The following is a 23,556-nucleotide window of genomic DNA, read 5'->3' as shown; positions in this document are numbered from 1 at the left end:
TGCCCGGCTCCGCAAACGCCACCTCCACCGACAACCCGTTGGTCGTGCTCCAGTTCACCCCGGCCGGTCCGCTGACCAACTCCCACCAGACCGTCAACTGGCCCGGTTCGGAAGGCAGCCCGTCGTCGTTGACCTGACCCGTCAAAGCGAGGAGGGAGGGCAGGCGGACGGTTTGATCGGGACCGGCGTTTACCGAAGGGGGCGCGTTGGTGGGGTCCGGCTGAGGATTGGGCACGGTGTAGCTGACCTCGTTGGAGGGGTCGCTTTCGAGGCCGTCGGCCGTGTAGGCGGTCGCCACGAAGTAGTAGGTGACCCCGGGTTGAAGCCCGTCAATGACGGCGTTGGTCACGTTGCCCACGTCCACGCGCACTGGATGAACGCCGCTGGCGGTGCCGTAGTGGATGGCGTAGCCGGTCACCCATTCGTCCGGGCTGGGATCCCATGCCAGGGCCACTTCTGCGGCATCCAGCACGTTCGGAACTTGCGCCAGCCCCACCAGGAGTGCTGGCAGGCTCAGCAGGCGGCGCAGTTGGTGCAGCATGGTTGGCACGTCCTCATGCGTGTCTCCTTCCGGGGAAGCACCACCGATGCCAACGTGCACACCGGCTGCGGCGAACCAATGGAGGAGATCCGTTGGAAGAATCGATCTCCACGTGGCGCAAACCGCGCTACCCCGAAAAAGGCCTGAAGACGAGCTTCGCGTGAAACGCCGGGTCGCGGCCGTTCCTTGGAAGCCCCGGACCACACCTCCCTGGCGGTTTCTACAGATCCGTCTTCAGGGCTTGTGAACTGCCCAAAAACAGTGCACCAGCCGTCCAGGTTTGGGAAGCCTCTTTCGCGGCGGGCCGGCAGTTTTGGGTTCAACTTATCCCCCGATGGACACGTTGAAGATTGGTTCATGACCGGCGGCCTGCCGGGTGGGAGGGCCTGCCTGGGCTGCAGGGGCAGGGAGGGCTGGGCGAAACCGGGGAAGGTGACCGGGCCGGGTGGGCGCCTGTTCGCCGCGGGGCAGAGGTTCAATTCCCACTTGCGCGTCGGGGGCGTTCGGACTTCAATATGGATGTCTGCTCGAGGTGGCTGGATAGCTCAGTTGGTAGAGCAGAGGACTGAAAATCCTTGTGTCGGCGGTTCGATTCCGTCTCCAGCCACCATTTCTTTTTGTCCTCTTTCGGCGATGCGCCCCGGGATGTCTGTCGTTCCTGTCGTTGAGGGCAAGGTTCTGTCCGGGAGAGCCGATCCGGGCGTGGCGTGGTTGTGCCCGTGGGCGGCAGGCCGTAATCTGTGAGCCAAGATGGAACCCGCAGAGCTGGTCAAACTGGAGGAGCGCATTTTGCGAACGCTGCGCCGGGCTCGGAGCCGGCCCTTGACGGCCGTGGAACTGTGCCGGCGCCTCGGCACACCCGCGGTGGACGCAGCGATGCTCCGCGCCGCTCTGGAGAGGCTCGAGCAGCATGGTCGGATTGCGCGGATCAAGGACGACCGCTATGTGCTGCCGCTGGATGCGGACCTGGTTCCGGGCCGGATCCGGATCAACCGTCAGGGCAAAGGATTTCTGCAACCTGACGATCCCCGCCTGCCGGAGATCATCGTGCCGGAGCACGCCACCGGCACGGCCCTGCATGAAGACCGCGTGTTGGTACGTCGCATCCAACGACCCAAGGGTCTTCGACCCGAGGTGCCGGAGCCGGTGGTGGGCGAGGTGGTTCGCGTTTTGGAACGCAGGCGAACCCAACTGGTGGGCACCCTTCAACGCAGCCGGCACTTTTATTACGTCATCCCGGACGACCCGCGCATTCCGCATGACATTTACGTTCCGTCGCCCCGGGCGGGCGGGCGCGCCGCGCAGATCGGGGACAAGGTGGTGGTGGCCTTGCGCGACTGGCCCTCGCGCGAGGCCAATCCCGAGGGCGACATCATCGAGGTTCTGGGTCGACCCGACGCGCCGGGTGTGGACATGCTGGCGGTGCTGCGGCAGTACCAGTTGCCGACCGCCTTTCCCGCCGCCGTCCGGCGCGAAGCCGAATCCTTCGGTAATCGGGTACGGCCTGAGGAACTCCGCGGTCGGGTGGACTGCCGGGCTGACCTGGTGGTCACCATTGACCCTGACGATGCGAAGGATTTCGACGACGCCATCGCGCTCCAGCGCCTTCCGGATGGGCGTTGGAAACTGCGGGTTCACATCGCCGACGTGTCGCACTACGTGCGGCCGGGCACGGCCCTGGATGAGGAAGCGTGCAAGCGCGGAAATTCGACCTATCTGGTGGATCGCGTCATTCCCATGCTGCCGGAGGTCCTCAGCAACGAGCTCTGTTCGCTCAAACCGGGCGTGGATCGACTCACCAAGTGCGTGGAGTTTCTGCTCGACCCGGAAGGGAATGTGCTGGAAAGCCGGTTTTACTCCGCGGTCATTCGCTCCAAACGCCGTCTCACCTATGCCGAGGCGCTTGCGATGATCCGGCGTCCCCCGACCGATCCGGTCAGCCGGATGCTGCACGACGCCCACCGGCTGGCGCAGGGCATCCGGCGGCGCCGGTTCGCCCACGGTGCGCTCGACCTGGATTTTCCCGAGGTGAAGGTGCGGCTGGACGAGCACGGGCGCGTGGCGGCGCTGGAGACCGTGGTGCACGACGAGGCGCACCAGCTCATCGAAGAGTTCATGCTCCTGGCCAACGAAGCGGCCGCCCGCCGGCTCCGCCAACTCCGTCGCCCCGGCCTTTACCGTGTGCACGAGCCGCCCGATCCCGCGCGGCTGGAAGAATACCGCCAGCTGGTGCTCAGTCACAACATCCCCTGTGGGGACCTGCAGAAACGGGAGGAACTCAAACGCCTGCTCGAGCGGTTGAACCAGACCCCCCTGGGGCCGGCCCTCAAGGTCGGACTGCTCCGGTCCCTCATGCGCGCCCAGTACGCGACGGAACCGCTGGGACATTTCGGCCTCAACAAGACCGATTACACTCATTTCACCTCGCCGATCCGGCGTTACGCCGATCTGATCGTCCACCGCGCCCTGTTCCAGCCGCAGGCCCTGCCGTCACGCGTGGAGCTGGAGGAACTGGCCGAGCACCTTTCCAGCATGGAACGCAACGCCGACGACGCCGAGCGTGACAGCCGGGATGTGAAACTGTTCGCATATCTGGAACAGCAGTTGCGGTCGGGCCAAACCGAACCTTACGCCGCCCTGGTCACCGACGTTCGCAACCACGGATTCTTCGTGGATCTGCCGGCGCTGGGTTTGTCGGGCATGGTGCCGCTGTCGCGCCTCAGGGATGATTTTTACATTTTCGACCCAGACCGGAACGAACTGCGCGGGCGCCGGACCCGGCGCAGGATCCGGCTCGGCGACACGCTGCAGGTGGTCGTGGCCCGTGTGGACCGGTACAAGAAGCAGATTGATTTCGAACCCGCCCCGGAGTCTGCGCGTTCGAGCCGGTCCGAGGGGCGGAAGGCCGCCCATGGACGGGGCGGGCAGGGCCGCAGGCAGCGCCGGGCAGGCCGTCCCGCCGGGCAGGACTCGGACGGTCGCCGGAGCGCCCGTGCCCCCGGCGGACCGCCCGACCGGAATGGGAACCGCCGCGGGCGTCGCCGGCGGCGTTGAAGGCGCGCAAGGATCTCCTGCCGGTTCGGGTTTTGCGTGACGGGGACGCGCCGAGTCAAACAAGTTGGGCGGGCCGGCTCCCTGTTCGGCCGGTTGGCTGGACAGCCCGTCCGGTTGAACAGCCGGTCTGGGGCATTTCTCCCCCGGTAACGCGTGGCGGGCTTGCCCCTGAACGGGCGCGTGGGTCATGCTGGGCTCAAAACCAAGTCTGCACACCACGGAAAGGAGGAGCGATCGAGCATGGCGGGAATGTCGGAAACGGTCCGCAAGGAATTGAATCGGCAATTCAACCACGAACTGATGGCGGCCCTGCACTACGAGGCATGGGCTTGGTGGTGCGAGCACCGGACGCTGCCGGGTTTTGCGCGGTTTTTCCGGAACCAGGCGGCCGAGGAACGCGAGCATGCCGGGCGGATCGCGCGGCATCTGCTCGATCGCGGCGTGGAACCGGTGGTGGAAGCCGTGCCGGCGCCGCGTCACGACCTGGGTTCTCTCCTGGACGTGGCTCGTCACGCACAGGCGATGGAACAGAACAACACGCAGGGGATCCACGCGGCCTATGAGGCGGCCGTGGCGGCCAGGGATTATCCGGCTCAGGTGATGCTGCACTGGTTCATCCGGGAGCAGGTGGAGGAGGAGGCGTGGACGGCCGAGATGGTGGCGCGTGTGGAAGCGGCCAGTTGTGCGGGTGCGCTGGCGGAGTTGGACCGGCACATCGAACGGTATCTGGAGGAAAAAGACGACGCGAGCTGACGGTCCCAGCCGCGTCCGGGTCGCGAACATTGCCCGACCGTCGGCTGGGCGGCAGTTCACGAGTCCGGCGAGGTGCCGGGGTCGGCTGCCGGGTCGGGCGGGCGGTCGTCTGATCGTCCGGCCGGGCTTCGGGCGTCCAGGAACTTTCTCAGTTCGGCGGCCAGGCGGGGCCCGAATCCGGGCACTTCTGCGATCTGCTCTGCGCTGGCCTGTCTCAAGCGTTGGACGGAGCCGAAGTGTCTGAGGAGGGCGGCCTTGCGCGTCGGGCCGATCCCGGGGAACTCGTCCAGCACGCTCTCGGAGATTTTGCGGAGCCGCAACTGGGCGTTGTAGGCGTTGGCCACGCGGTGGGACTCGTCGCGAATGCGCTGGAGCAACTTGAGGGCGGGATGGTCCAACCCGAGCCGCAGCGGCTCGCTTTGGCCCGGCAGATAGACTTCTTCGAATTCCTTGGCCAGGCCGATGACGGGGATGTGTCCCAGCCCGAGCTGTTCCAACTCGGCCCGGGCGGCGTTGAGCTGGCCCTTGCCGCCATCTATGAGGATAAGGTCGGGCAGTTTGGCGGGACCCGGTCGCGGGGGCGGCGTGATCCCCTGGCGCACGGCCCGGCTGGTCTGTTGGACGAGCTGTTGCAACTCTGCCGGAATGGGTTCGACGTCCCGGGTCGTGACCTTGTCGTCGGCCGGGGCCGGGCACCGGGCAGCGGAGCCGTCCGGCGGGGCTTCACCGGCCAGGGAATGCCCGGCGGCCTGCAGCTCCTGGAGGAGGCGCCGGTAGCGGCGCCGCACGGCCTCGGCCATGCAGGCGAAATCGTCCTGGCCTTCGACGGTCTTGATCTGGAGGCGGCGATAATGGGCGCGGTCGGGTCGGCCTCGGCGGAACCGGACGACGCTGGCGACCTTGAGTGAGCTGCTGATGTTGGAGATGTCGAATCCGTCAATGCATTCGGGCGGCGCCGGCAGTTTCAGCACCTCGGCCAGAGCGGCCAGGTCGCGTTCCGGATCCACCGCCACGGGGAGGCTGTAGGGAACGCGCTCGAACCGTTCCTGCTTGCGGGTCGTCTCTCTCAGGGCGAAGAGCAGGTCGCGCAGGTGGGCGGCGCGTTCGTATTCCCGGCGTGCGGCCGCTTCGCGCATGGCGGTCTCGAGTTGTGCCTCGGTTTCGCGGCAGCGCCCTTGGAGGAACTCGCAGGCGGCCAGGACCTGTTGCCGGTATTGTTCGGGCGTGACGTTCCCAATGCATGGGGCGGTACAATGTTTCAGGTGGGCATAGAGGCAGTGCCGGTAATCGGCCTCGGTCGGCATGAGCGGTGTGCAACCGCGCAGATGGAAGCGGCGCCGGGTCAGGTCCATGACCTGCCGGAGCGCACGGGAACTGGGGAAAGGCCCGAAGTAGAGGGAGCCGTCCGGTGCGCGGATGCGGGTGAACGTGAACCTGGGGATGGGATCGTTGAGGTTCACCTTCACCATGAGAAACCGTTTGTCGTCGCGGAAGCTGACGTTGTACCGGGGTTTGAGCTCCTTGATCAGTTTTCCTTCCAGCAGGAGGGCCTCCGGCTCGCTGCGGACGACGTGGACATCGAAATCGTGAATGCTTTCGACCAGCGCCGTCAGTTTGGGATCCCAGGCCATGCGGCGGGAGGGATGGAAATACTGGCTGAGCCGTTTGCGGAGGTCGCGTGCCTTGCCCACGTAGATGACCGTGCCGAGGCGGTCCTTCATGAGGTACACGCCGGGCCGGTGTGGTACGGTCCGCAGTTTTTCCTTCAAATGATCGGGCACGGTCATGGCAACCACCCCGCACTCCCGGGAACCGCGAGGCCCGCTGTGGCGACCCGGCGGGGCCGGCGGGGTCGGTCCGCCCCGCGGCACCGGGGCCAGCCTGGCACGGGTCCGCCAGCCGCCGCTCCCGGGCAGGACCGTAGCATGACTCGGCGGCACCCGGCAACGGCACCGGATGCCGGGGGCGACAGGCCCCTCGTTCGGATTCGAGCCCCCGGCATGCTACAGTGAACTCGTGCAACGAATCGTCAAGGCGTGCCGGCAGAGGTTCGAGCAGTTGGCCCGGCAGTTCGGCGCGCGCAAGCCGGAACGTGCGGTTCGGTTCTGGTGGGAGAGTGCGCGGAAAGACAGCGAGCGTCTAGGGATTCCCATGGCCGAGGCCCTGGTGTGGTGGGATGCACGCCTGCAGGCGCGCTGGCGCAGGTATCAATGGCGCCGGCATGGACGGCCCCTGCCGCCGGGGGAACCGTGGCTCTTGTATTGCGATGCCGGGCTGGGGGGCCTGGCCCGCTGGCTGTGGGCGGCCGGGCAGCAGGCCGTCTGGTGCCAGGAAAGGGACGACACGGATCTGATCCAGAAGGCGCTCCGGGCCGGTGCGGTCCTTTTGACGCCGGACAGCCTTCTGCTGGAGCGGCGTGTGATCCGGACGGGTCGGCTGCCCACGCTCTGGGTTCCGCCGACCCTGCGGGTGCCGGAACAACTGGCGCTGGTGTTCGAGCAACTTGACCTGCGGGTGGGCCCCCCGCGTTGCATGCGGTGCGGGGGCGCGCTGGTTCCGGTTCCCAAGAGGGCCGTGGCGGACCGGATCCCGCCCCGCACGGCCCTGTGGTTGGACGAGTATTTCCTGTGTGAAAGCTGCAACGGATTGTTCTGGCGCGGCACGCACTGGCAACGAATCCAAAGCCAGCTCCGCGCGCTGGGCCTGCCCGGGGCGGAAGCACGCTGAACGGCACCGGTCCCCGCCGCGCTTTTTGCACTTGCGCCGGGTGGGAACCGGGTGAAGGATAGGGTCGGTGATTCCGCGGATGTCTGCGGGCATCCGCGAACCGGGTGCGCGGTTAGCTCAGTTGGTAGAGCACCAGCTCGACACGCTGGGGGTCGCAAGTTCGAGTCTTGCACCGCGCACCATTTCTTTTTCCCCGGCAGGGTTTGCTGCGCGATCCTGCGCTCCGTTGCTGCACTTGCCGCGGACCCGGCGCGGCGGCCGATGGAGATGGTCCGGCGGCCTGTCCGGGAGGAGGCGAGGTTCCGGATTGCGGCTGGCCGGAAGGATGGCGAGGGCGTAGTGTGAAGCGGGCGGGCGCGATGCAGGGCGGGCGGAAGGCGTCCGGCACCGGTCGCGCCGGCCCGGCAGGAGGCACGCCATGAAACTGGAGATCCGCAGTTCCGCATTCGAGTACGGCAAACCGATTCCCCTGCAGTACACGGGCCTGGGCCGTGACATTTCGCCCCCGCTGGAATGGACTGGTGTCCCGGCTGAAGCCCGGAGCCTGGCGCTGGTGGTCGAGGACCCGGATGCACCGGTGGGAACCTGGTCGCATTGGTTGGTTTACGCACTGCCCCCGCAAAGCCGCGGGTTGGCAGAGGATCAGCCCAAGACACAGTACCTGGCCGGCGGGGCCCGGCAGGGCCTCAACGATTTCCGCCGTCTGGGCTACGGGGGACCGCTGCCACCGCCCGGCCCTCCACACCGGTACTTTTTTCGGTTGCATGCCCTGGACTGTGAACTGGATCTGCCGCCGGGACTGACGCGGGCCAGGCTGCTGGAAGCCATGAAGGGCCACGTGTTGGCCGAGGCCGAGTGGATGGGGACGTTCCAGCGGAAGTGAAGGGGCGGGACGGAACCCCGGGCAGCCGCTTCCCGGGCGGTTTCGGTCATGGTGTTGACCAGCTCTGGCGCACGGCCTGTTGGACACGGCGGTAATCGGGCAGTTCTTCGGCCGGGACCGGCTTTGCGGCCCAGAGGCTCGGGACCCTTTTGGGCACGCGCCAGCGCCAGTGTTCGACGTGTCCATCGGCGAAGGAGAGGTTGCAGCCCTGGCCATGTCGGTCGGCCGGCACGTCCCACCATTCGCGGACATCGCCCCAGACGCCGATGGCGGGGATCCCGAACAACGAGTCCACGATGGCGTCCTCGTGCACGTCCAGGAAGACCATGAGTTGCGCCGGCGCGGGTGAGCGGATCTCGGTGAGCTTTTTGTAGGAGGGCAGGTAGCGCGACAGTTGGGGATCGTATTCGGGCCAGCCGTTGACGGACTGGCTCATGTTGTAGCTGCGGGTTCTGGGAAAAGGCAGCGGCTGACCGTCCGGGGTTTCCACGGTGGAGCGGTCGGCCGGACAGCGGTAGATGGCCGTGGAACGGTTGTAAGGGAACAACAGGCCGTTCTGGATGTTGGTTGGTTCGACATCCAATCGCGCGTTGCCGGGGCACCAGGAGGCTCCCCGGGCCAGCGGGCTGCCCGAGGTGAGGCTGTAAACCGAGTTGTTGGGCGGCAGCACATCGGCGTTGTCGCCCGCGTAGAGGTACCAGCAGGTTTGTAACTGGCGCAGATGGTTCTGGCAGGCGGTTGTCCGGGCGCGGTCCTTCGAGCGGGCAAGGGCCGGCAGGAGCCAGGCTGCCAGCAACGTCACCATGGCCAACACCACCAGGAGTTCGATCAGGCTGAAGGCCCGGGGCCGGTTCTCATCACCGCTTTGGGGGCAGGCGTGATGGGCCGGTCCCTGTCGAACCGTGTTCCGTACCATCGTCTCGTGCGGTCACTATACCCGCAGTGATGGCTCCGGGCCACCGTGCAATCCAGCGCTCGGCGCTGAGGGCGGGATGCCCGGGGACTTGTCCCGCATCCGCGGGTCTGGTAGGTTCAGAGGCGCGCGTTTCATACCGTCGGTCCTTCGGGCGGACGGTGTCGAAGCCGCGGAGGGCCAATGTAGCTCAGTGGTAGAGCAACGGTTTCGTAAACCGTCGGTCGCCGGTTCGAATCCGGCCATTGGCTCCATTTCTTTTTGTCTTCACACTTTCCCCTCCGCGGACCCGTTTCCTTGGAAACGCAACCCGGCAATGGCGAGGCCCGTGTGCAAATGGTCCGGATGGCCGCCGGGCGGAAGGGTTCGGCACCCGGCCACGCAGATGGGCGTGCTGCGCCGGTGGGTCGGCCGGCCTGGTTCAGAATTTGTACCGGAGTCCGGCGACCACCCGGAGATCGTTGGCTTTGCGTCCCGGCGGTGGGGAGTGGTTGTAATTGTCCTGGAAGACCAGGCCGAGGCTGATGGTCTTGGTGATGGCTGCGTCCACGCCCACTTCGGCAATGATGAGGAACCGGGTGTCCCAGGCGTCCACCTGCGGAATGTACTCGAGCGTTTGCCAGAGGCGGGTGTTGGAATTGAGCTGGTACTCGAACCGTTGGCCGGCGCGGAAGGCGGTGTATTGCTCGGCCGGGCGGTCGGCAAGGTTTTCAAACCCCCAGGAAGGACCGATCTCGGCCCGGAGCTCGATGTTGGTGCGTTGCAGGAAATACCAGCCCACGAGCGGGCTGACCCGCGCCCGGTAGTCCACCCCGGCGATGGCGTCGTATTCCGCGTCCGATCGAAGGCCGAAGTAGCCCCGCTGGCGGAACCTCCGATCGTACTGGCCGAAGCCGCGGACGTATTCGGCGGTTTTTTCGCTGTCCTGGTCCACGGTGGATTCGCCGTATCCAGCTGCCAAGCCGGCGCCCAGTTCCCAGCGCGGCGCCTTTTTTCGGGCATCGAGGCTGAGGTTGGCCAGGAAGGTCTCGCTGTTGCCGCGGGTGAGGGTCAACCCCAGAAACGCGCTGCCCCTCCAAGGGTTGGCAGGTGCGTTGGTGGTGCCGACGGCGTTCGAGCCGGATTGGGCCCGGGCCGCTGGCGCCGTCAGGCCCAGTCCCAGGAGGCTGCACAACCAGACGGTCAGGCCGGCTTTTACCCAAGGGTTGGCTGAACGGACCGCCGTTCTCCGGATGTCACCCAAGCGATTCATGCCGGCCAACTTGGGACATGTGGGATCCGGAAGCAAGGCCCTCTTCGGCGCTCGGGGCGGACCGATGGCACCCGCCGGGGCCGTGCTGGCGAGGGTCTGTTGGGAGCGTCGGCCGTTCCCAGGCGGTTGCGGTCGGGCGGAATGCGCGTGCATTTTTCGCGGGCGCGCGCGTCTCAAGGTCCGTGCGTGCAGCCGGGGGTTGGAGAACCGGACTTCAGCCACCGGCAAGGCGGTAGCCGGCCAGTTGCCGGGCCAGTTCAATGGCGGCGCGCATGCTGCCGGGATCGGCCAGGCCGCGTCCTGCGATGTCGTAGGCCGTTCCGTGATCGGGCGAAGTGCGGATGAAGGGCAGGCCCAGCGACCAGTTCACCCCGCGGTCGAATGCCACCGCTTTCAGCGGGGCCAGGCCCTGGTCATGGTACATGGCCACCACGGCATCGAACCGGCCCTGCAGGGCGTGATGAAAAACGGTGTCGCCGCTCAGGGGACCCACGACATCCCAACCGTGCTGTCGGGCCTCGCGCACGGCCGGCTCGATGAGCCTGGGTTCCTCGTCACCGAAGGCGCCGCCCTCACCGCAGTGGGGGTTCAGCCCGCAGACGGCCACGCGGGCACGGGGGAGGCGCAGTTGCAGGCACGCCTGCCGGGCGCACGCAATCGCACGCAACACGCGTGCGACCGAGAGGCGGGAGGGCACCTCACGCAACGCGATGTGCACGGTGGCCAGGGCCACCCGCAACCATCGGTCGTGTTCATCAGGGCCGAGCAACATCATGACCGGCTCGGGTTCACCCGCCAATGCGGCGAGAAACTCGGTTTGGCCGGTAAAGGGAATGCCGGCTCGTTGGATGGCGGCCTTGTTGACCGGTCCGGTGACGATGGCGTCCAACTCGCCGCGGAGGCAGGCGCGGCCGGCGGCTTCCAGCCAGGCCACGGCCGCGCGCGCGGCACGTGGGTCGCCCGGCGGCAGGTCCACGGGCAGGGGGTCGGTCAAGGGAGGGATCAGTTGCACCCCTAACCCTCCCACAGCCAGCCGATCGTGGAGCGCCGCCGAATCGGAACCGAGTCGCATCCGGCAGGCCCGATCCCACCAGGCGGCGTCGCCGTAGAGGACGAACTCCACCGGCGGCGGGTCCGTCGGGGCCGCGGCGTCCGAGGTGCGCAGATCACGAAGTGCGGCGGCGATGACCTCGGGTCCCACACCGGTGACGTCGCCGAGTGTGATGCCGATGCGCACGGGGCGGGCGGGCAAGGTGCCCGGAGGTGCGGGCTCGGGTGTCATCAGAAGTAACGGACAAAGGTCTTGGCGCGGAGTTTCTCGACGTAACGTTTCTGCAAGCGGGCGCGTTCCTCGACCAGGAGGGTTTGTTCGATCTCGTCGCGGACCTCGCTGAGGGGGCGGATACGTTCCGGTCGGGCCTCGTCCACCCAGAGGAGGTAGCAGGCCTCGGGCAGGTCCACCACCGGACTGCAAGTGCCGGGTTGCAAGGAGAAGGCGACCTCGGCCAGTTCACGGCGCAGGACCGACCGGGAGACCCAGCCCCAGTCGCCGCCCTGGGCGCGCTGGGCGCTCTCGGAGTAGATGGCGGCCATTTCGGAAAAGTCGGCCCCCTCGAGGATGCGTGATCGGATCTCCTCCGCCAGACGACGGACCCGTCCGGCATCGTCGGGTCCGCGTTTGTTGAGGGTGATCATGCGGAGTTTGACCTCGGGTTCGGCGCGGAATTTTTCCTGATGGGCGCGGTAGTAGGACTCGATCTTGTGCGGGGAAATGATGAGTTCGCGGGAGATGTTCCGGTTGCGGAGGACCTCGATGATGATCTGCTCGCGGATCTGGCGGCGGAACCGTTCGAGGGTGAGCCCCTCGGCCTGGAGGGTGCGGATCATGCGGAGGCGATCTCCGCCAAACTGTTCGCGCAACCGTTCCTGGAGTGCCTCCTCCACGATGGCCTCGGGAAGCTGGTAACCGGACTGTTCCCAGTCACGCAGGATGAGCTGGCGCTGCACCAGTTGTTCGGTGTTTTCCTCGACGAGCTGGTTGAGTTTCTGGCGGAACGTTTCGGGATCGTTTCTGTACTGGCGCTGCAGCAACCCGAGAGCGGGCAGCACGGAGGCGTTGACCTCCTCCAGGGTGATGACCGAATCGTGGACGACCACGCGGATGCCGTTGATCAGTTCGGCTCCGGACAGCGGACCGGCTGCCAACAACCCCAGCAAGCCGGCAAGCGGGATGACTGACGCTTTGTTGTTCACCGCCTTCGGAGGGTAGAGGGCGGCGGACGCCGGTTCAAGCGCCGGGGCAGACCGCGCCTTGAACGGCCATCGCGCTGCTGGCACAATCGCCACTTGTGCGGGAACGGTTTCGGATCTGGACGGAAGCGCTGGAAACGTTCGTGCTCGAAGTCATCTTCGAGCAGCGACACGACTGGCGCGCCCGTCTGATGCGCGGTTTCCTGCTGGTGTGCTCGAAGATCTTCGGAGCCGCGGTCAAGCTCCGGCGTTTCCTCTACAACGTCCGCATCCTGCGGGACACCACGGTGGGCGTGCAGGTGATTGCCATTGGTAATCTGACCGTGGGCGGCACGGGCAAGACGCCGGTGGTGGAGAAGTTCGCGCGCGAGTTGCGGGACGCCGGACGCAACGTGGCCATCTTGTCGCGCGGGTATCGTTCCAAACCGCGGCCTTTTCACAAGTGGCTGCTGGACAAGCTGCTGTTCCGAGAGGACACGACGCCGCCCCGGGTGGTCTCCGACGGGCGTTCCCTGCTGCTGGACAGCGAAATGGCGGGGGACGAACCGTACATGCTGGCGTCGAACCTGCGGGACGTGGTGGTGTTGGTGGACAAGAACCGGGTCAAGGCGGGCCGGTATGCGGTGGAAAAGTTCGGGTGTGACACCCTCCTGCTGGACGACGGCTTCCAATACTGGAACCTGCAGGGCCGGCGGCATGACGTGGTGCTGGTGGACGGCCAGCAACCGTTCGGCAACGGCCATTTGTTGCCGCGCGGGACGTTGCGCGAGCCGCCCTCCCACCTGGCCCGGGCCAGCACCGTCTTCATCACCAAGAGCAACGGGAAAAACGAGGAACTGCGCCGGATCATCAGCCAGATCAATCCGCGGGCGCCCATCATCGAGTGCGTGCACCGGCCGTTGTATCTGGAGGACGTGTTCACCGGGCAGCGTCTGGGGCTGGACTTTTTACAGAACCGGCCGGTGGCCGCCCTCAGCGGGATCGCACAGCCGGAAAGCTTCGAGCAAAGCCTCACCGGGCTGGGCGCCGAGCTGGTCTATTCCAAACGGTTTGCCGACCACCACCGGTTCACCGTGCAAGAGGTGCTCAACGTGATCAACCGGGCCAAACGCCGCGGGGCCCAGGCCATCATCACCACACAAAAGGACGCCGTGCGGTTTCCCAAACTCGACCGGCGCGACCTGCCGATCTACTTCATGCGGGTGGAGATCGAAATCATCTCCGGGGCCGAGGACTTCCGCGATTGCGTGCGCCGCATCTGCTTTCTCTGATGGGCGAATGGCTCTTGTACGCGGTGGCGCGGGTGGTGGTGACGTTGTTGCAGGCGTTGCCGCTGCCCGTGGTGGCGCGACTGGGCCGGATGGGCGGCGCGTGCGCCTACTGGCTGGACGGCCGGCACCGGCGGGTGGCGCTGCGCAACCTGACACTGGTCTTCGGAGGGGAGCATCCATCGGAAGAAATCCGGGCCCTGGCGCGGGAACATTTCCGGCGCCTGGGCGAGAACTACTGTTGCGCGGTCAAGACCGCGGCGATGTCCCCGGAGGAGCTTCGACCCCACCTGCAATTCGTGGGGACGGAGGTCCTCCGCCCCGCGGTTCCGGGTCAGCCACCGGCGAGCCGCGTGATTGCCCTGGGGCATTTCGGCAACTTCGAGTTGTACGCCCGGTTCGGCCAGTACGCGCCGGAGTTTGAGTGCCTGACGACGTATCGGGCGTTGAAGCAACCGCGGCTGAACCGACTGCTGATGTCGTTGCGGGAGCGGTCCGGCTGCCGATTTTTCGAGCGGCGGACGGAGGCTGCGGCGCTCCGTGCGGCGATGCGGCCCACGGGTGTGTTGCTGGGTCTGCTGGCCGATCAACGGGCCGGTGCACGCGGTCTGGCCGTGCCGTTCTTCGGACGGCCCTGCTCGACTTCGCCCGCTCCGGCCCTGTTTGCCCTCCGGTACCGATGTCCGTTGCACGTGGCCGTGTGTTACCGGATCGCCCCCGGGCGGTGGACCATTGAGCTGGGGCCGGAGATCCCCACCCGCCAGGGCGGGAGGCCCCGGCCGCTGACGGAAATCCTCCGGGACATGCACGTGCAGTTCGAAGCGGCCATCCGGCGGGATCCGGCCAACTGGTTCTGGGTGCACGACCGCTGGAAACATCCGGGCAGGCCGGGGTCCGTCCGGGCACGGTCCCCTGCGGCGTTATCCTGATGCCGCGGCGGGCGCGCGGCCGGGCGTCGGCGCCGGGCCGGACTCAGCCTGCCGCACCCGGGCCGGCGGGCGCCGGCAGCGTCAGCCGTGGTGCGTGCCGCTGGTTCAACGGGTTGTCCCGGAACCCGGACCGTTCCAGCCAGCCGGCCCAGTCCCCGATGAGGGCCAGGAGGTCGGGCACCCGGATGCCCTCCATGTCCGGAGGGTAGCGGCCCAGAAGGTGTGCGGCGCGGTGCAGCAGGGCCGCGGCCGGTTGCAGCCGGTCTTTCTGAAGGTGGACGAACGCACCCGCCAGTTGGATAAGCGCCTTGTAGAAATCCCCCTCCGGCGCCCGGCGCCGCTCCAACCAGAGGTCCTCCAGCACGTCGTGCGCCTCATAGAACCGGCCCTGGTTGAAACATTCGAAGTAGCCCAGATACCGCGCGTCCCGGTCGCGGCCGGTCCAGCCGGCACTGAGGGTCTGAATCTTCTCCTTTTTGGAACTCATCGGGCGGGCACAAGGTAGCCCCGGACCATCCGACAATCGAGAAGGGACCGCGTCCGATGACGGACAATCGGACGATGAACCGGGCAGCAACCGCCCGGGCGGGGGCTCAGGGGTCGCTGGTGATCTTCGACCAGTCCAGGTTTCGCCGCGCCGCGTAAAGGCCGAAGGCCTTCTCATTCTGGATGAGCACGGCGCGGACGACGGCCGAATCGTCCGCCCGGCCGAGGTCGAGGAAGCTGTCGGGGATGATCCCGACCCGTTTGTGGGCGTAGATCAGGGCGAAGGTGGCCTGGGCCAGTGCGTAGTAAGGCAGGTCCTTGTAGGCGCCCTCGGCCACGTCTTCGACGGCATCGGCCAAAAACTCGAGTTGGTCCACCAAATGAGGGAACCGGGGCTCCTGAATCTGCGTGAATTCCAGCTTCCACTGCGGCAGATGGCGCAGGACCTTTTCCACCACGGCCGGCGTGATGGAACTGGCACCGCGGTTCACGAAGGCGGCGATTTCACCCATCGGCCGGGAGTGTAACCGGGCGGGAGGGCTTGCCAAGGCCAAACCGGCCGGGCCGGCGGCCCGCACGCCGGACGGCTTTCGGCTTCGAGCCGCCCGTGGCGGCCCGGGCGCTGCCGAACCCACAGGTGGGAGGGGCGGCGAACCAATCGCGTGGTTTTCCTTGCTGAGCCGATTGTCCACAGGCGATACGCTGGGCGTGGATGAAGGAAGGGATGCCCTTGGAACGGGTGGACCCCGTGCACGTCCGGCGGAATGGCCGGTTGTGGCTGGACTTCGGGGGGTGCGACTATCTTCGGCTGGCCCACTCGCCGGCGCTGCGGCAGGCCCTGGTCCGCGCGATTCAGACGCACGGATGGAATGTGGCCGCGTCGCGCCTGACCACCGGGAACCATCCACTGTACGAGCGGGCGGAGCGCAAACTGGCCCGGTTTTTCGGCGCAGAGGCCGCGCTGCTGATGCCCACGGGTTACACGGCCCCGCTGGCCGTGGCGCAGGCGCTTGCCGGAATGTTCACGCTGGCCCTGGTGGACGAAGAGGCTCACGTTTGTCTGCAGGACGCGGCCGTGTTCCTGGGTTGTCCGGTCCGCGTCTTTCCGCATCGCGATGTGGACGCGGTGGCTCGCTGGGTGCGCCGTCTCGGTCCGGGGGCACGCCTGATTCTGATCACCGACGGTTTGTTTGGCTGGAACGGTGCGGTGGCACCGTTGGCGGAGTATCGGCGCGTCCTGCCCCGAAACTCCTGGTTGCTGGTGGACGACGCGCACGCTGCGGGGCTGTTGGGACGGCGAGGCCGGGGCAGTGTGGAAGAGGCGGGGATCTCGCGCGAGCGACTGGTCCAGACCCTCACGTTGAGCAAGGCCCTGGGCTTGTACGGAGGCGTGGTGTTGTGTTCGCGTGAGATCCGCCGCCGGGTGGTGGAGCGGTCCGGTTGTTTCGGCGGGGGCACACCGCTTTCGCCTGCCCTGGCCGCGGCGGTGGAAACCGCGCTGGTCGAGCTCCGGCGGGCCCTGCCGGGGCGGAGACGGGTGCTGCAGGAGGCCGCGCGGTTGCGGGCCCGGTTGCGGGCGGCGGGATGGGAGGTGCTGGAGACGCCGGCCCCCATCGTGGCGTTGTTCCCTGCGGACCGGCGCGAGGCCCGGCGCGTGATCCGCGCGCTGGAATCGGAGGGCATTCACCCGCCCTGGACCGAGTACCCGGGGCGGTCGGCGGGTTACTTCCGGTTCATGCTGGCACCGGCGCACACGGCCGAGCATCTGGAGCGGTTGCGACGCGCGCTGTTGAGTGTACGCGGTGCGCAGGGCAGGCCGGACGCCGCCGGCCGCAGGGCACGCGCGGGATAGGTGCACCTGCGCCGGGCAGGGGAACGAGGCCCGGTCTGCCCAGCAGGGTCGGCCGTCGAGGCACTCCCGCACGGCCCGGGCGATTTCAGTGAAGCCAATGGTTTTAGCGGCACCGTGTCGGCAGGTCCATGGTGGGGCAAACCGGCCCTGGTTTTGGGCATGTTGGGAGAGCTCTGGCCAACGCAACGGGACTGACCGCGGTGCCGAGTCCGGCATTGAATGGCAGGGAGACCACATTCTCGTCCCGGGCACAAATGAGAAGGCGGGGAGTCTTCTTCGGCCAGGCAGACGGCTTTCGGCAGATCGTCAAAAGAGGGCTTGCATCTTGCGCCGGCCGCGCTAAAGTAGAGGCGGCTGTTTGAGGAAGCGAGCGTAGCTCAGCCTGGTAGAGCGTCACCTTGCCAAGGTGAATGTCGAGGGTTCGAATCCCTTCGCTCGCTCCAATTTTTTTGTCCGGATCCGGCCCCATGAACCTTTCAGGTAATTGTCTCCGTGTTTTCCGCTCTGGTCGAAGGTGCAGGCCCGCATGGTCGGGTTTGCCAGTGGTCCTTGCCCTGCTGCTGGCGGGGGGCGTCCCCTCGAGGGGCGGGTCGGAATCGGCGGAGCCGGTCCGTTTGGGCAGTCCGGCCGATCACCTGCCGCCGCACATCCGGCAACTGACCTGGTTCGGCGAACGCGCCGACTGGTCGCCCGACGGCAAACGGATCCTGTTTCTTTCCAAAACGTTTGGCGACGCGATGGAGCTGGAGCTGGAGACGGGACGGATCCGGAACCTGACGGCACACTATTCGCACCACGGCTACACGCGGGCCTTGTATCTGGCCAACGGTGACGTGCTGCTGTCGGGGCCCGAGACGTTTGATCCCCGCCAGCCCGGTGAAGCGCGGGTGCAGTGCTGGTTGTACGTGTTGAACCCTCGGGTGGAGGCGCCGCCGGTCCCGCTGGGCACCAAGTGCAGCGAGGGCCCGGCCGTTTCGCGGCGGCGACTCCACCTGGCATGGACGCACGTGGCGGCGCAGTACCCCGATGAAATGCCGCCGGGGACGTCCCGGATTTGGGAGGCCGACCTGGCGTACGAGGGCGGTCGTCCCCGGCTGGTGAACCGGCGTCTTGTGTTGGACAGCCGGGACCTGCCTTTTCGGTGCACGCTGGAGACGCAGAATTTCCGTCCGCCCGACGAGAAGGAACTCATTTTCAGCGCCTACGGTTATCAGGGAACCGAGGTGTGCGGGGTGAACCTGGAGACGGGCGCGGTCACCAACTACTCCAACGCACCGGATCAATACGACGAACCGGAGGGCATTTACCCCGACGGCCGTGCCACACTGGTGGAATGCGACCGGCAAAACCGGCGCGGCCCCGGTGCGGTGGACATCTGGCGACTCGAACTGGACGGCAGTGGCCGCTACGAACGTCTGACCTTTTTCAGTGATTACCCGGGGTACAAGGCATCCAACCCCGTGGTCCGGGACGACGGCCGGTTCATTGCCTTTCAGTTGGCGCGCTCGAAGGACGCCGCGGGTGTGGGCCACGGGATTTTTCTGTTCGACCTCCGGGCATGGGCCCACGCGCGGGCTGCGGGCGGTGGGGTGGCTCCCTAGGCGGTCGCTCCGAGCACGCGGATGGGCGCCATGCGGAAGATGGCGCCCCGTGGCTGGTTGGGCACGTACTCGATGTCCCAGCCGTGGGCCAGCACGATCTGCCGGACGACGGCCAGCCCGAGGCCGGACCCTTTCGGATTCGTCGTGAAATAAGGCTTGAAGATCTCGCTGCGGTGTTCGGGCGGCACGCCGGGTCCGTCGTCGCGGATCTCCAGTGCGATCTGAGACGGGCCCAGTCGCACGGCCGCCACCTCGATGTGGCCCTGATGCGGGACGGCCTGCACGGCGTTGAGCAGAAGATTGAAAAGCGCCTGCCGCAGCAGCGGTTCATCCGCCTCCACGGTGGGCAGGTTCTCGTCCACACGGAGTTGGATCTGCTTGTCTTCCAAATCGGGCGCCAAAGTGCGCCGCAGCTCCACCATCACCCTGCCCAGGGGCACGGCGGTTCGCCGGACCTCGCGCGGGCGCGAGTAGTTGATGAACTCGTTGAGTTGCGCCGTGACGCGGTCGGCTTCCTCCATGATCTGCCGGGCTCTGGCGCGCGGGCCTTCCGGGAGGGAGGCATCCTGGGCCAGCAACTGGGCGGTGGTGCGGATCACGTTGAGTGGGTTCTTGGTTTCGTGGGCAAGCCCCGCGGCGACCACGCTCATTTCCTGCAACTGGCGGTTGACAGCCGCGGCACGGGCCAGCCGGACCTCCAGATCGGCCGTCCGGAGGAGACTGCGCCATGCGAGGGCGAAGGCGACCGTGGTCAACGTGACGAAAAATGCCAGAATCGTGCGTTGCCAGAGGTCCTGGCGGCACCGCTGGATCATGGCCTCGGTGGAAAGCAGGATGACAAAACTGTGGAGGCCCTGTCGTTGGATCGCCTCCTGATACTCTTCCTCGCTCATCCAGAACGGGCGGCCGAATGGCGGCCGCCGATCGCGCGATCGCCGGCCGCGAAACCGGTCTTCGTCCCGGTCGTTCCGGTCCTCGCGTTTGACTCCGTCCGGCGGGGGCGGACCTTCGGGCGGGCGAACCTCCCGGGTGCCGGGCTCGGGCGGGGGTGGTCCCGGGCGGGGGCCGTCCTCGGGCGGCCGGGCGCGGTCGCGTCCGAACGGCGGGAGTTCCTCCCGGGGCAGCACCAACGTGGGGGGCTCCGGTTCCGGTTCGCTGGTGAGGTTGGCGCCCAGGTCCACCAGGTTCATCAGGGCCACGAAATTCGGGCCCCAGTGCTGGCCGGTGGGGACCAGCCCGCGCAGGTCCACGTCAATGGGCTGGCCGGCGGAGGCGACGACCTCCCCGGCGGCGTTGAGCATGGCCACGCCCATCAACTCGTCTGGTTTGACCAGCTCCTGGAGGGTGGATTCGAGGCGGTCCTTGGGTATGATGCCGAACCTCCGCTGGGAGCGCAGCACGACGCCCAGGGTGGTGGAGATGTCCTGCGCGCGGCGGATGAGGGCCTGGCGCGCGTTCTGTCGCACGCGCAGGTGCTCGCCCCACTGCCAGGCCATCAGGGCCGCCCAGACCAGGATCAGCAGAGCATAAACCCAACGGCTTTGCCGGATCGGATGCATGAGGCGGATCCTCGGAGTTTACCGCCCGGGCCCGCCGGATTTGACGGGTAAACTGTCGAGAAACCGGTACAGCTCCGGTTCATTGAACGCTCCGGGGAGCGTTTCCGAGTTCATGCGCTCGCGATCGGAGACGTTCACCAGGTCCTCCGGGTACTTCACGATGTAGGGGGTGAGAAAGATCAACAACTCGGTCTTGGCATCGTTTTCGACCCGGCGCTTGAACGCGTTTCCCAGGAGCGGGATGTCGCCGAGGATGGGCACCTTGCTCTGGGTGGCCATTTTGCTCTTTTGCATGAGGCCGCCGATGACGACGGTGTGGCCGTTGGGGGTGACGACCACCGTGTCGGCCGACCGGATGTTGATGACCGGCGCGGCGGCGGCCGCGTTGGTGCCGCTGGCGATGGCCACGCTCTGTTCGGAAAGGGCCGAAATCTCCGGTGAGATGATCATCTCCACCATGTCGTCCGAGGTGATGAACGGTGTGACGCGCAGGATGATGCCCACGTTTTCGTAGGTGATGGAGTTGATCTGGTTGCCGAAGTTGTCGTAGCGGGTGGCGGTGATCAGGGGAACCTGTTGTCCCACGACGATGGTGGCCTGCTGGTTGTTGCGGGCCAGGATGGTGGGCCGGGAAAGCACCTCGAGCTTGCCGTTTTCCGCGATGGCGCGGAGGGTGACCTCCCAGTCGGAACCGAGCAGTCCGAAGTTGAAGGCGCCGCTGGTGGGTCCACCGGTCAGGGCGCGGAAGGCCTGCTCGACGGTCATGGTGGTGTTGCGGCCGATGTTCCGGTTGCGACTGCCCTGGATGCCGAAATCCAGGCCGTCGCGGTAGGTGGCCTCCAGGAACGTGACCTTGATGAGGACCTGCGGCTTGGGACGGTCCAGGTTGGAGATCACCTGGCTGACGGCTGCGGCGGTTTCCTCGTCGGTGATCACGATGAGACGACGACTCTCGGGGTCGGCGGTCACCAGCGCCTCGCCCACCTCGGTGGGGCTCGGATAGCCCAATGTGCCGGCCCGGGTGCCGGCCCCGGCGGCCCGAGCGGTCGTGGTGCGCGTGGTGGCGCGCGGCTGGGCCTGTGCCCACAGTTGGATCGTGACCCCCAACAGCAGGAGGGCAACCCCGAAACGAATGATTCGTGTCGACTCTCTCATGGCGGTGTACCTACGGTTCATACGGATGCTGTGCCCCGCGGCTCAGCGAATGCCCTGACCTCGGACGGCGCCGCCACCCTGGAAGTCAAAGCCCTGGTTGAAGTTCTGTTGGTTGATCATCTGCTCCTGCCGGGCTTCCAATGCCGTCCGATCCTGGCTTGTGGACGACGTACGCCGTGTGTTCTGGCCTTCGAACAACTCGCGCAGGATTTCCTCGGCGCGGCCGGGTTCGGCGTTTCGCAGTTCGTACACGAAGACCTTCTGTTTGCGGGCGGGGTTGCCGTCGAGTTGTTCGATCATGGCAGCGATCTGCGGCATGAGCTGGCGCGAGGCGGTGACCACCACGGAGCTGGTGCGCAGATCGGCCACCGCGATGACGCGGCTCTGCTTGAGGACGCGCTCGCTCGGCGTGTTGTTGTTCGCGCCGGGGAAACCCGGCGGGAAGCGGCCGGGCCCAAAGAACCGACGCGGACCGGTGGTCGTGTTTTGCTGCGTTTCATCGGGGAAGAGGCTGGTGATGAGGTCGGCCATTTCCTGGGGATCCGAATGCCGCAGCGGAAAGACGCGGATCTCGGTGAGATCCTCCACGTCCACGTCCACCGCGGCCACCAGTTGCTCGATGGTGGGCATGAGATCCTCGGGTGCGCTCACCACCAGCGAATTGCTCCGTTCATCGGCCGTGGCAACCACGCGGCTGGCCCCGGGTCGGCCCTCGTTGGACTGTTGGCCGTCCTCGCCGCCTCCGCCGCGGCCGCGCATGAAGGCGAAGAACCGCGCGCGTGGATCCAGGCCGCGGGCGGTGGAACTCTCGTCCGCGAAGACCTCCCGCAACACGTTGGCCACGGTCTTGGCATCGGCGTAACGCAGCGGGAACACCTTGACGACCGAGAGGGCCGACACACTGGTGTCCAGTGCCTTGATGATCTCGACCAGGCGCCGGATGTTGGCCTGAGTATCGGTGACGACCAGGGCATTGCCGCCTTCGTTGGCGGCCACGGTGGCGGTCTCGGGGATGAGCGGTGCGAGATCCCGGCTGAGCTGCACCGCGTTGATGAAGCGGACCGGGATGATCTGGGTGACGATCTGATCGTCCTTGGGGATGGCCTCCGGGTCGGAGCCCCGGCGGACCGGGATATCGCGTTTGCGTGCCTCCTCGCGCGTGACCACGGTGAGGGTGCGGCCGTCGCGGATGACGGCGTAACCGTTGCGGGCCAGCGCGCGGTTCAACACGTCGATGGCCTCGTCCCTGGTCAGCGGTTGGTTGCTCCAAACGTCCACCCGCCCCTTGACGTCCACCTCCGGGATGATGATGAACCCGGCGGCTTCGCTCAGGTAATTGAGCACGAGTTCGAGGGGTGCGTTGCGGAAGTTGAGGCGCAACCCGCGTTCGCCCTCGGCCACCACGTGGGTTGGCGGCGGTGAGACCTGCATGTCGGGTTCGGTCTGCCCGGCCGGCCCGGCGGTTTGGGCCTCTGTGGCGGCCGTGGCTGCCTGGGTCAACGTTTCCCCCGGGCCGGAGGCGGGGTTGGATCCAGCCTCGGGCGTGGCCGGGGCCGTGGGTGGAAGGTTTGTCGTTTGCTGGGCCTGCAGCCTGGTGCTCAGGAGCAGGCCGACCAGGCCAAGGATTGCTGTGAGTGTTTTCATTGTTCCTCCCTCGCTCGCCGTTCCATCAGTTTTCGCAAGATCTCGTCGGCGGCCCCGCCGGGTCCCGAAGAACCGGAGGAAACCGCACGCGCATCCGGGTTGGAATCGAGCCGACCGCCGTTGCCACTGCCGGAGGAGGCGGCCAGGGGCAAGCCCACGGCTTCGGAGAGCTCCCACGGCCCGTTTTCCTCCCGGCGCAGGGCACGGCCGACGGGCAGCTCCCAGCGCTGGGTGTCCCCGGCAAGATACACCTTGTCGAACCGGATTTCCTGCACGGTCAACCCGGCCACCGTCTGCCCGGGCCGCACCCCACAGCGGTAATCGGGGTTCGAACCGTCGAAAAAGGCGATTTGGTCCGATCCGTTCTCCAGCACGCCCACCAGGGCAATGGTGTCCACACGTGCCGGACGACGGGTGATTCGCGCGGGAGCAGGCCGCCCGCCGGAACGGGTGGAATTGAAGATGTTGCGGTCCACGATGATTCGGAATGCGCTGAGGTCTGCGGGGCCGGGACGGGGGGAGACGTCCCGGACTGTCGGCGCGGGCTCACCCGGCACGGCTTCCGCTCGGGCTCCGGCCTGGGAACCAGGCGCCACTGTTGCCGCGGGCGCCTCGGCAGGGGCGGGTGGTTCCTGGCCCACCAGGAGGCTCGCGCTCCACGAGAGAACACTTGCCAGCAGCGCGGCCGG

The 23,556-nt window shown here is 67.0% G+C and carries 20 protein-coding genes and 4 tRNA genes; 12 read left to right on the top strand and 12 right to left on the bottom strand.

The genetic code is table 11. The features are described 5' to 3' along the window. Window positions 1-541: fibronectin type III domain-containing protein (locus ACPDIX_RS10670; RefSeq protein ID WP_423431779.1), on the bottom strand; the 541-nt coding region annotated here is incomplete at its 3' end. A gap of 534 nt (window positions 542-1,075) precedes the next feature. Here ACPDIX_RS10670 and ACPDIX_RS10665 point away from each other — a divergent pair. The 3 genes from ACPDIX_RS10665 (at window position 1,076) to ACPDIX_RS10655 (ending at window position 4,348) form a co-directional block, all read left to right on the top strand. After that, a tRNA-Phe gene (locus ACPDIX_RS10665) sits at window positions 1,076-1,151 on the top strand. Window positions 1,152-1,291: 140 nt separating this feature from the next. After that, window positions 1,292-3,595 (top strand): ribonuclease R, encoded by a 2,304-nt coding sequence (gene rnr / locus ACPDIX_RS10660; RefSeq protein WP_423431778.1) that lies wholly within the window; start codon window positions 1,292-1,294, stop codon window positions 3,593-3,595. 240 nt (window positions 3,596-3,835) lie between these two features. Next, on the top strand, window positions 3,836-4,348 hold the full coding sequence (locus tag ACPDIX_RS10655) for a ferritin (RefSeq protein WP_423431777.1): 513 nt from the start codon (window positions 3,836-3,838) through the stop codon (window positions 4,346-4,348). A gap of 56 nt (window positions 4,349-4,404) precedes the next feature. On the opposite strand, the gene ACPDIX_RS10650 is transcribed toward ACPDIX_RS10655, so the two are convergent. Then, on the bottom strand, window positions 4,405-6,135 hold the full coding sequence (locus ACPDIX_RS10650) for an excinuclease ABC subunit UvrC (RefSeq protein ID WP_423431776.1): 1,731 nt from the start codon (window positions 6,133-6,135) through the stop codon (window positions 4,405-4,407). 229 nt (window positions 6,136-6,364) lie between these two features. Here ACPDIX_RS10650 and ACPDIX_RS10645 point away from each other — a divergent pair, with 229 nt between their 5' ends. The 3 genes from ACPDIX_RS10645 to ACPDIX_RS10635 all read left to right on the top strand — a co-directional run bounded on the left by ACPDIX_RS10645 (window position 6,365) and on the right by ACPDIX_RS10635 (window position 7,958). Further along, window positions 6,365-7,075: a Mut7-C RNAse domain-containing protein gene (locus ACPDIX_RS10645; protein WP_423431775.1), complete on the top strand. Its 711-nt coding sequence runs from the start codon at window positions 6,365-6,367 to the stop codon at window positions 7,073-7,075. 106 nt (window positions 7,076-7,181) lie between these two features. Next, a tRNA-Val gene (locus ACPDIX_RS10640) sits at window positions 7,182-7,257 on the top strand. A gap of 236 nt (window positions 7,258-7,493) precedes the next feature. Further along, the gene (locus ACPDIX_RS10635; RefSeq protein ID WP_423431774.1) at window positions 7,494-7,958 is read left to right on the top strand and encodes a YbhB/YbcL family Raf kinase inhibitor-like protein; all 465 of its coding nucleotides are present in this window, start codon (window positions 7,494-7,496) and stop codon (window positions 7,956-7,958) included. Window positions 7,959-8,004: 46 nt separating this feature from the next. On the opposite strand, the gene ACPDIX_RS10630 is transcribed toward ACPDIX_RS10635, so the two are convergent. After that, entirely contained in the window at window positions 8,005-8,874 is an 870-nt protein-coding gene (locus ACPDIX_RS10630) for a prepilin-type N-terminal cleavage/methylation domain-containing protein (RefSeq protein WP_423431773.1), read from the bottom strand. A 176-nt stretch (window positions 8,875-9,050) separates the two neighbouring features. On the opposite strand from ACPDIX_RS10630, the gene ACPDIX_RS10625 reads away from it, so the two are divergent. Continuing rightward, a tRNA-Thr gene (locus tag ACPDIX_RS10625) sits at window positions 9,051-9,125 on the top strand. 167 nt (window positions 9,126-9,292) lie between these two features. Here ACPDIX_RS10625 and ACPDIX_RS10620 read toward each other — a convergent pair. The 3 genes from ACPDIX_RS10620 to ACPDIX_RS10610 form a co-directional block, all read right to left on the bottom strand. Then, a complete protein-coding gene (locus ACPDIX_RS10620; RefSeq protein WP_423431772.1) occupies window positions 9,293-10,123 on the bottom strand; it encodes a DUF481 domain-containing protein in 831 nt (276 codons plus the stop codon). Window positions 10,124-10,337: 214 nt separating this feature from the next. Then, window positions 10,338-11,405, bottom strand: a complete 1,068-nt coding sequence (pdxA, locus tag ACPDIX_RS10615) for a 4-hydroxythreonine-4-phosphate dehydrogenase PdxA (RefSeq protein WP_423431771.1) — start codon at window positions 11,403-11,405, stop codon at window positions 10,338-10,340. Then, window positions 11,405-12,376, bottom strand: coding sequence for a peptidyl-prolyl cis-trans isomerase (locus ACPDIX_RS10610; protein ID WP_423431770.1), 972 nt, complete (start codon window positions 12,374-12,376; stop codon window positions 11,405-11,407). The genes pdxA and ACPDIX_RS10610 overlap by 1 nt, the downstream gene beginning before the upstream one ends. Window positions 12,377-12,471: 95 nt before the next feature. Between ACPDIX_RS10610 and lpxK the strand changes: the two genes are divergently transcribed. Beyond that, window positions 12,472-13,644 carry a tetraacyldisaccharide 4'-kinase gene (gene lpxK, locus ACPDIX_RS10605; protein ID WP_423431769.1) on the top strand — a complete coding sequence of 391 codons (1,173 nt, stop codon included), beginning with the start codon at window positions 12,472-12,474 and terminating at the stop codon, window positions 13,642-13,644. After that, on the top strand, window positions 13,644-14,570 hold the full coding sequence (locus ACPDIX_RS10600; protein ID WP_423431768.1) for a lysophospholipid acyltransferase family protein: 927 nt from the start codon (window positions 13,644-13,646) through the stop codon (window positions 14,568-14,570). The genes lpxK and ACPDIX_RS10600 overlap by 1 nt, the downstream gene beginning before the upstream one ends. 43 nt (window positions 14,571-14,613) lie before the next feature. On the opposite strand, the gene ACPDIX_RS10595 is transcribed toward ACPDIX_RS10600, so the two are convergent. Together ACPDIX_RS10595 and ACPDIX_RS10590 are read right to left on the bottom strand one after the other, a co-directional pair. Then, window positions 14,614-15,057, bottom strand: a complete 444-nt coding sequence (locus ACPDIX_RS10595; RefSeq protein ID WP_423431767.1) for a DUF309 domain-containing protein — start codon at window positions 15,055-15,057, stop codon at window positions 14,614-14,616. 106 nt (window positions 15,058-15,163) lie between these two features. After that, window positions 15,164-15,568, bottom strand: a complete 405-nt coding sequence (locus ACPDIX_RS10590) for a hypothetical protein (RefSeq protein WP_423431766.1) — start codon at window positions 15,566-15,568, stop codon at window positions 15,164-15,166. A 200-nt stretch (window positions 15,569-15,768) separates the two neighbouring features. Here ACPDIX_RS10590 and ACPDIX_RS10585 point away from each other — a divergent pair, with 200 nt between their 5' ends. The 3 genes from ACPDIX_RS10585 to ACPDIX_RS10575 all read left to right on the top strand — a co-directional run bounded on the left by ACPDIX_RS10585 (window position 15,769) and on the right by ACPDIX_RS10575 (window position 18,509). Continuing rightward, the gene (locus ACPDIX_RS10585; RefSeq protein ID WP_423431765.1) at window positions 15,769-16,908 is read left to right on the top strand and encodes an aminotransferase class I/II-fold pyridoxal phosphate-dependent enzyme; all 1,140 of its coding nucleotides are present in this window, start codon (window positions 15,769-15,771) and stop codon (window positions 16,906-16,908) included. A 366-nt stretch (window positions 16,909-17,274) separates the two neighbouring features. After that, a tRNA-Gly gene (locus ACPDIX_RS10580) sits at window positions 17,275-17,351 on the top strand. A gap of 93 nt (window positions 17,352-17,444) precedes the next feature. Continuing rightward, a complete protein-coding gene (locus ACPDIX_RS10575; RefSeq protein WP_423431764.1) occupies window positions 17,445-18,509 on the top strand; it encodes a hypothetical protein in 1,065 nt (354 codons plus the stop codon). Here ACPDIX_RS10575 and ACPDIX_RS10570 read toward each other — a convergent pair. Genes ACPDIX_RS10570 through ACPDIX_RS10555 form a run of 4 tightly spaced genes read right to left on the bottom strand, consistent with a single transcriptional unit; the run spans window position 18,506 to window position 23,343 of the window. Next, entirely contained in the window at window positions 18,506-20,068 is a 1,563-nt protein-coding gene (locus tag ACPDIX_RS10570) for a sensor histidine kinase (protein ID WP_423431763.1), read from the bottom strand. The genes ACPDIX_RS10575 and ACPDIX_RS10570 overlap by 4 nt on opposite strands. Before the next feature lie 18 nt (window positions 20,069-20,086). After that, on the bottom strand, window positions 20,087-21,223 hold the full coding sequence (locus tag ACPDIX_RS10565) for a type II secretion system protein GspD (RefSeq protein ID WP_423431762.1): 1,137 nt from the start codon (window positions 21,221-21,223) through the stop codon (window positions 20,087-20,089). 42 nt (window positions 21,224-21,265) lie between these two features. Beyond that, window positions 21,266-22,867: a secretin N-terminal domain-containing protein gene (locus ACPDIX_RS10560; RefSeq protein ID WP_423431761.1), complete on the bottom strand. Its 1,602-nt coding sequence runs from the start codon at window positions 22,865-22,867 to the stop codon at window positions 21,266-21,268. Beyond that, the gene (locus ACPDIX_RS10555; RefSeq protein ID WP_423431760.1) at window positions 22,864-23,343 is read right to left on the bottom strand and encodes a hypothetical protein; all 480 of its coding nucleotides are present in this window, start codon (window positions 23,341-23,343) and stop codon (window positions 22,864-22,866) included. The genes ACPDIX_RS10560 and ACPDIX_RS10555 overlap by 4 nt, the downstream gene beginning before the upstream one ends. Window positions 23,344-23,556: the final 213 nt, after the last annotated feature.

Source organism: Limisphaera sp. 4302-co (genome assembly GCF_049537155.1).
Classification (GTDB): domain Bacteria; phylum Verrucomicrobiota; class Verrucomicrobiia; order Limisphaerales; family Limisphaeraceae; genus Limisphaera.
Note: the sequence above shows the minus strand (reverse complement) of the source record. Positions and strands in the feature narration are given on the sequence as shown.